Annotated in this window: 1 protein-coding gene; it reads right to left on the reverse strand. The window is 55.6% G+C overall.

All coding sequences use genetic code 11. From position 1 onward, the window contains the following. Nucleotides 1-43: 43 nt before the first annotated feature. Nucleotides 44-234 (reverse strand): hypothetical protein (locus ACVA58_RS28750; RefSeq protein ID WP_446513633.1); only part of this gene is annotated, 191 nt, incomplete at its 5' end.

A 234-nucleotide genomic window follows, 5' to 3' on the forward strand; every position in this document is an offset into this window, starting at 1 on the left:
GATGCGGCTCTTTTCCTTGTCGACGAGAAAATCGAATTGAAGCTTAGCGTTCATCACCTTCTCCCTTTAGTTCATCCAAGAGGTTGTCCAGATTGCGATACCGGCTTGCCCAGGTCGCGCGCTGGTCTGCAAACCAGCGCTCTGCGGCAGCCAGCTTCTCTTGTTCAAGCACGCACGTCCGGATTCGGCCGCTCTTGCTGGAACGGATCAACCCGGTCATTTCCAGTACCCGCA

The sequence above is a fragment of the Photobacterium sp. DNB22_13_2 genome, assembly GCF_052873915.1.